Genomic DNA, 6,666 nt, shown 5'->3' on the forward strand with positions numbered 1-6,666 from the left:
ATCGACGACGTGGCGTTGGTGTTGCTCTACCTGCTGGTGCTGGTGCTGGTGGCGGTCGTGCTGTTCGGCGCGGCGAGCCTGCTGTTCGGACGGGGCGAGCAGTTGCCGCCCCTGCCGCGGGGCACGACCGCGACGGTCTTGCCCGCCTACGGTATGACCGGCGCGGACGTCGATGCCGTCAAGTTCACCCAGGTGCTGCGCGGATACAAGACCAGCGAGGTGGACTGGGTGCTGGACCGGCTCGCCCGCGAGCTCGAGGCGCTGCGCGGCCAGCTGGCCGCGGTGCACGCCCCCGCGGAGGCCCACGCCGACCCCGGGGACGTGGAACCCGGGGAGGCCGAGGATCGTCAGGACTAGATGTGAGCGATGACGGGCTGGTGCGGTGTAGCTGGGCGGCCATCCGGCCGGGACCCGATTTCGAGATGTACCGCGACTACCACGACCAGGAGTGGGGCCGCCCGGTGCACGACGGGGTGGCACTCTTCGAGCGGATGAGCCTGGAGGCCTTCCAGAGCGGGCTGTCGTGGCTGATCATCCTCCGCAAACGGGAGAACTTCCGGCGGGCCTTCGCCGGCTTCGACTTCGAGCAGGTCGCCGGGTACAGCGACGCCGACGTGCAGCGGCTGATGGCGGACACCGGAATCGTGCGCAACCGCGCCAAGATCGACGCGACGATCGCGAACGCCCGCGCCGCCGCTGAGCTGGGAACCCCCGCGGACCTGTCGAAGCTGCTGTGGTCGTTCGCGCCAGAGCCGCGCCCCCGGCCCGCGGACGGCTCCCAAATCCCCTCGGCCACTGAGGAATCTAAGGCGATGGCGCGCGACCTCAAGCGGCGCGGGTTCCGGTTCGTCGGGCCGACCACCGCCTATGCGCTGATGCAGGCGACCGGGATGGTCGACGACCATATCCGGGGTTGTTGGGTGCCTTCCCCCCGTTGACGGCGCGGGCCGTGACCGGCCCGCTAAGGCCGGAGAACCGGGTCTTTGTTCAACTCGTGACCTGGATAGGGAACAATAGAGGCGTGATTTGGCAGTTCGATGTCGGGTATGGCTGGAAAATCGCTGGCGGGGCATGCTCGGCGCCGACCAGGTCCGCAAAGGCGGGCCAGCTCGAACCTGGAGGGAGCACTCGATGGCGGCGATGAAGCCCCGGACCGGCGACGGTCCTCTGGAAGCAACCAAGGAGGGGCGCGGCATCGTGATGCGGGTACCACTTGAGGGAGGCGGTCGACTGGTCGTTGAGCTGACGCCCGACGAAGCCGCCGCCCTCGGTGACGAACTCAAGGGTGTCACGAGCTCCAGCTGAACGCGCGCCGACGGACGGCTGCGCTACGCACACACCTTTCGGTAGATGTCCAGGGTCTGCTCGGCGACGTGGGCCCAGGAGAAGTCCTCGACGCAGCGCTGCCGTCCCGCCTCGCCGTAGCGCTTCGCCTTCTCGGGATCGGCGATGAGCGCATTGACCGCTTCGGCCAGCCTGGCCTGGTAACCGGCCGGATCGCTGGGGTCGTAATGCACCAGCGAGCCGGTCACCCCGTCGGCGACCACCTCCGGTATCCCGCCGACGTCGGACGCCACCACCGCCGTCGCGCATGCCATGGCCTCCAGGTTCACGATGCCCAGTGGCTCGTACACCGAGGGGCACACGAATACGGTTGCCGCCGAGAGAATTTCGCGCAATTCGCCGATGGGCAACATCTCTCGGATCCAGAACACGCCGCGCCGGTGGTCGGACAGCCGCGCCACCGCGGACCGCATCTCGTCGGCGATCTCCGGGGTGTCGGGGGCGCCCGCGCACAGCACCACCTGCGCTTCGGGGTCGAAATGGTGCGCCGCCGCCACCAGGTGGGCGACGCCCTTCTGCCGGGTGATCCGGCCGACGAACGCCACGATGGGCCGGTCCGGGTCGACCCCGAGCTCCGCCAGCAGCGACCCGGTTTGCGTCGGTCCGGCCGGATGCCAGACGTCGGTGTCGACCCCGTTGCGGATGACGTGCACCACGCTGGGGTCCAGGGCGGGATAGACGCGCAGGATGTCTTCGCGCATCGCGGAGCTCACCGCGATGACGGCGTCCGAGGCCTGTACGGCGGTGTGCTCCACCCAGGTCGACACGCGGTAGCCGCCGCCGAGCTGCTCGGCTTTCCACGGCCGCAGCGGCTCGAGGGAGTGGGCGGTCAGTACGTGGGGGATGTCGTAGAGCAGGGCGGCCAGATGACCGGCCATGCCGGTGTACCAGGTGTGCGAATGCACGACGCTGGCCGCCGACGCGGCGTTGGCCATCAACAGGTCCGAGGACAACGTCGACAGCGCCGCGTTGGCGCCCTGCAGGCGCGGATCGGGCTGGTGCACGAAGGCGTTCGGCCGCGGCGCGCCCATGCAGTGCACGTCGACCGCGCATAGCCGGCGCAGTTGGGCGACCAGTTCGGTGACGTGTACACCGGCTCCCCCGTAGACCTCCGGTGGGTACTCCCGAGTCATCATCGCCACCCGCATACCCGCACGGTAGTTCGGCGTTGGCGAGGCCCGCGAGTCGGGCTGGACAATCGGGGAGGAAACCAAAGACCTTGACGGACAGCCGCGCAGCAGATCGCCAATAGAGCGATCCCTCTGGCAGCGGTTCGCGACGGCCGATAGGTTTGACCCATGAGGGAAGCGCCACACGTGCTGGGCATTGTCCTGGCCGGGGGTGAGGGCAAGCGGCTGTATCCGCTGACCGCGGATCGGGCCAAGCCCGCGGTCCCCTTCGGCGGCGCCTACCGACTGATCGACTTCGTGCTGTCCAACCTCGTCAATGCCCGCTATTTGCGGATCTGCGTTCTCACTCAGTACAAGTCGCATTCACTTGACCGTCATATTTCGCAGAACTGGCGGTTGTCCGGTCTGGCCGGTGAATACATCACGCCGGTGCCCGCCCAGCAGCGCCTGGGCCCGCGCTGGTACACCGGCTCCGCCGACGCGATCTACCAGTCGCTCAATCTGATCTACGACGAAGACCCCGATTACATAGTCGTTTTCGGCGCCGACCACGTCTACCGGATGGACCCCGAGCAGATGGTCCAGTTCCACATCGAAAGTGGGGCAGGGGCAACCGTGGCCGGCATCCGGGTGCCGCGGAGCGAGGCCAGCGCTTTCGGCTGCATCGACGCCGACGACTCCGGCCGCATCCGCGATTTCGTGGAGAAGCCCCTGGACCCGCCGAGCGTCCCGGACGACCCCGATTCGACGTTCGTGTCGATGGGCAACTACATCTTCACCACCAAGGTCCTCATCGACGCCATCCGCGCGGACGCCGACGACGACCACTCCGATCACGACATGGGCGGTGACATCATCCCGCGTCTGGTCGGCGACGGAATGGCTGCGGTGTACGACTTCAACGACAACGAGGTGCCCGGTGCCACCGACCGCGACCGGGCCTACTGGCGAGACGTGGGGACGCTGGACGCCTTCTACGACGCCCACATGGACCTCGTGTCGGTGCACCCGGTGTTCAACCTGTACAACAAGCGCTGGCCGATCCGGGGGGAATCGGAGAACCTGGCGCCGGCCAAGTTCGTCAATGGCGGATCGGCGCAGGAGTCGGTCGTCGGCGCCGGCAGCATCATCTCGGCCGCCTCGGTGCGCAACTCGGTGCTGTCGTCCAACGTCGTGGTCGACGACGGCGCGATCGTGGAGGGCAGCGTGATCATGCCGGGCGCCCGGGTCGGTCGGGGCGCCGTGGTGCGCCACGCCATATTGGACAAGAACGTGGTCGTCGGCCCCGGCGAGATGGTGGGCGTGGACCTGGAGAAGGACCGGGAGCGGTTCGCGATCAGCGCCGGCGGCGTCGTCGCGGTCGGCAAGGGCGTTTGGATCTAGCCCGGCAACGATGCGGGCACCGGGGGAGCCGACGCCGACCGGATCTAGCCCGGGATCTCCGGGATCAGCAGGTGCGCGTCGTAGCGCGGCCCCCAACGCAGCCTGATGCGCCCGCGGGGGGAGCCGGTGTAGGCCGCGGGGAGCTGGCCGGTAAGCGGGTTTCTCGGGCACAACCAGCGCCCGGCGACCACCAGCCGCAGCTGCTCGCCGGCGCGGAACAGCGTCGCCGACGGGCCGAGCGCGACATTGACCTCGACGGCCTCGTGCGCGGGGACGGGCTGTGGGTCGGTGCACGCCGCGACGGGTTCCCACGGCCGCGAGAGCTCGCGATCCAGCGCCCGCAGCGAGACCCGTTGCCACCCGGTGCTCACCCGGTCGCGGCCGTAACCGTACGAACCCTCGAACCCGACGAACCGCCCGTGGCGCCATTTCTCCACGCCGACGAACAGGTTGGCGTCGTCGCAGCCGGCCAGCTCGATCCACAACCGCGCCGCCATCGGGCCGGTCAACTCGACATCCTCCGGCACTGTCCAGCTGAAAGCGGCTGCGCCGGAGCGGGTTTCGAACGAGATGCCACCCTCTGCCGACGGCCGCGAAGCGGTCAGCAGTCCGCCCGCGGCCAAATACATTGGCCGCCAATGGGTTCGCCCCAGCGGCCAGTCGGCCTCTTCGCGCACCGCGACGACGGTGTCGCGGTCTTCGCGGACCTCCAAGCGGACGCTGCGGGAACCGGGCGCCCCGTCCAGCGCCGCCCGGAAGAATTTCAGCTGCTCGGCCAGCGCGGGCTCGGAGTAGAACGTCGCCCACTTACCGGCCCGGTGGGTGTAGAGGCGGGCGTGGCCGGAACTCGCGTGCGTGAACGCGCGGATGGAGCCGCGGCCGTGCAGGTTGTTGTCGGAGAAGCTGCCGCACACCAGCATCGGCACGTCGATCGCGGCGAGGTCCGGCACCAGCGAGCGCCAGAACTCGTCACGCAGTGGGTGGGCGTCCTGCATCCGCTCCAGGTCGTAGGCCTGGCGGGTGTCGCGCCGCACGTTGCGCGACCACACCCGGGTGAAGCCCCGTTCGCGGACCCCGCCGGGAAAGGTGAGGTCGCGGTAGGCGTCGGTGAACCCTTCCCATGGGCAGATCGCCCGCAGTGCCGGCGGCCGTAGGGCCGCGGCCGCGTACTGGCTGATGGCCAGGTACGACACCCCGAGCATGACGACCCGCCCGTCACTCCACGGCTGACTGGCGATCCACTGCACCAGGTCGTAGGTGTCCTCGGCCTCTCGCGGCGACAACAGCTTTCCGGTGCCCCCGGAGTGGCCACAGCCCCGCGAGTCGGCGTTCACCACGACGAAGCCCTGCGCGCTCCACCACGCGGGATCGGGCGCCTCCCAACCGGTCAGCGCCGAGAAGGTCACCGGCCGGGGCTGGCGCAGTACCCGGTACTGGATGGAGAAGGTCCACCTGTTGCCGCGGCGCTTCGGCAGATTGTCCTTGCCGTACGGGTGAATGCTCAGAATGACCGGCCCGGCCCCGGCGCCGGCATGCCGGAAGACGTTGATCCGCAACGTCGTTCCGTCGCGGGTGGGCACGGCAACGTCACGGTCGACGGCGATCTCGGCCGGTGGGTCGGTCACAGTGACCGGCGGCTTGGCGAAGCCGCGTATCCGGCTCAGCGCGTAGCGAAGGACGCCCGGGCGACGCCACGGCCGATCCCTGGTGGGCGCGGGAGTGCGGACCACGGGATCAGATTAAACGGCTACCACACACTCGGCAGCAGCCGATAGCGGACGCGTTGCGCATATTCGCGATATCCCGGGAGCTCCGTCTTGAGCAGCTTCTCCTCGTCGAGAATGCGCAGCACCAGGATCGCGACGCCGGGAACGACGAGGAGAAGTGCCCAGTACGAGCCGAGCGCCAGGGGCATTCCCACCATCATGATCACGTTCCCCGCGTACATCGGGTGCCTGACGAACCTGTAGAGCCCGTCGGAGGCGACCTTCTGGCCGCTCTCCACCGTCACGGTCGCAGCGGCATAACTGTTCTCGATGATCACGCGCATGGCGACGGCCAGGCCGGTCGCCATCAGGACGTCACCCACCACGCACAGCCACACGGGCACGGTCGACCAGCCCATCCGATGGTCGAACGCGCTGAACGCCATGACCACGAAGAGGGTTCCGAAGGCGCCGGCACTGATGACCTTCTGGGCTGTGCGGGTTTCCGCCTGCGGTCCCGCATGCATGCGCCGTTGCAGGGCCGCCGGATGTTTGCGCGCCAGATAGATTGTGGGGACGATCGATACCACCGTGAACAGGGCGATGAAAACCCAGCCCTGCCAATAGCGGAAGGTGCCGGCCGGCAAGAACAGGACCAGAGCATAGGCGGCGATTCCGAGAATCGATGATGCCGCCAGTCGAACACCGATCTTCATGACGCTCCTAAACTCGCAGATCGCGTCGTCGAAAAGCCACGGCTCCCAGGGCGATCAGTGTGGCATCTATGGCGAGCAACCACAACAGTGGTGTGGCCGTGAAATCGCCGCCGACGCGCGGGATGTGGGCGAACGGCTCCAGGTCGAGCAGCCACTGGGAGAACCCGGCCAGGGAGCCGATCAGGTACAGGGCGATGAACCCGACCAGAACACCCCACGCCACGGGTGTGAATCGCGGCGCAAGCCCGAACACGGCGACGGTCACGGCGCACAACAACCAGACGGCGGGCAGCTGTACCGCCGCGCTTGCCACCACGACGGCCACCTTGCCGCCGACGTCACCGGCCGCGGCTCCGTAGACCAGCCCCCCGGTCAGCCCGCTGAGCA

7 protein-coding genes and 1 pseudogene are annotated in these 6,666 nt (G+C 68.5%); 4 read left to right on the forward strand and 4 right to left on the reverse strand.

Features of this window, described 5'->3' with window-relative positions; genetic code table 11:
- Window positions 1-9: 9 nt before the first annotated feature.
- The 3 genes from A9X03_RS22890 (at window position 10) to A9X03_RS22900 (ending at window position 1,305) form a co-directional block, all read left to right on the forward strand.
- Window positions 10-357, forward strand: coding sequence for a DivIVA domain-containing protein (locus A9X03_RS22890; protein WP_068263179.1), 348 nt, complete (start codon window positions 10-12; stop codon window positions 355-357).
- Between the two features lie 2 nt (window positions 358-359).
- Window positions 360-938 carry a DNA-3-methyladenine glycosylase I gene (locus A9X03_RS22895; protein WP_067760936.1) on the forward strand — a complete coding sequence of 193 codons (579 nt, stop codon included), beginning with the start codon at window positions 360-362 and terminating at the stop codon, window positions 936-938.
- A gap of 193 nt (window positions 939-1,131) precedes the next feature.
- A complete protein-coding gene (locus A9X03_RS22900) occupies window positions 1,132-1,305 on the forward strand; it encodes a DUF3117 domain-containing protein (protein ID WP_003878471.1) in 174 nt (57 codons plus the stop codon).
- 23 nt (window positions 1,306-1,328) lie between these two features.
- Here A9X03_RS22900 and glgA read toward each other — a convergent pair whose 3' ends face one another.
- Entirely contained in the window at window positions 1,329-2,492 is a 1,164-nt protein-coding gene (gene glgA, locus A9X03_RS22905) for a glycogen synthase (protein ID WP_067760934.1), read from the reverse strand.
- A gap of 150 nt (window positions 2,493-2,642) precedes the next feature.
- Here glgA and glgC point away from each other — a divergent pair, with 150 nt between their 5' ends.
- Complete coding sequence (gene glgC / locus A9X03_RS22910; RefSeq protein ID WP_068263183.1) at window positions 2,643-3,857, forward strand: glucose-1-phosphate adenylyltransferase; 1,215 nt, start codon at window positions 2,643-2,645, stop codon at window positions 3,855-3,857.
- Window positions 3,858-3,901: 44 nt separating this feature from the next.
- On the opposite strand, the gene A9X03_RS22915 is transcribed toward glgC, so the two are convergent.
- From A9X03_RS22915 to A9X03_RS22925, 3 genes and pseudogenes are all read right to left on the reverse strand, one after another.
- Window positions 3,902-5,587: a CocE/NonD family hydrolase gene (locus tag A9X03_RS22915; protein WP_068263186.1), complete on the reverse strand. Its 1,686-nt coding sequence runs from the start codon at window positions 5,585-5,587 to the stop codon at window positions 3,902-3,904.
- Window positions 5,588-5,604: 17 nt separating this feature from the next.
- Window positions 5,605-6,279 carry an isoprenylcysteine carboxylmethyltransferase family protein gene (locus A9X03_RS22920; protein ID WP_067760928.1) on the reverse strand — a complete coding sequence of 225 codons (675 nt, stop codon included), beginning with the start codon at window positions 6,277-6,279 and terminating at the stop codon, window positions 5,605-5,607.
- Between the two features lie 7 nt (window positions 6,280-6,286).
- Window positions 6,287-6,666 (reverse strand): annotated as a pseudogene (locus A9X03_RS22925) (ABC transporter permease); the annotation flags it as partial.

The sequence above is a fragment of the Mycobacterium sp. E1715 genome, from assembly GCF_001667625.1.
Lineage (GTDB): Bacteria > Actinomycetota > Actinomycetes > Mycobacteriales > Mycobacteriaceae > Mycobacterium.

What these genes read in the sequence shown, in the direction of transcription:
- A9X03_RS22900 (WP_003878471.1), top strand. Translation starts at nt 1,132, where the DNA reads ATGGCGGCGATGAAGCCCCGGACCGGCGACGGTCCTCTGGAAGCAACC.
- glgA (WP_067760934.1), bottom strand. Translation starts at nt 2,492, where the DNA reads ATGCGGGTGGCGATGATGACTCGGGAGTACCCACCGGAGGTCTACGGG.
- glgC (WP_068263183.1), top strand. Translation starts at nt 2,643, where the DNA reads ATGAGGGAAGCGCCACACGTGCTGGGCATTGTCCTGGCCGGGGGTGAG.
- A9X03_RS22920 (WP_067760928.1), bottom strand. Translation starts at nt 6,279, where the DNA reads ATGAAGATCGGTGTTCGACTGGCGGCATCATCGATTCTCGGAATCGCC.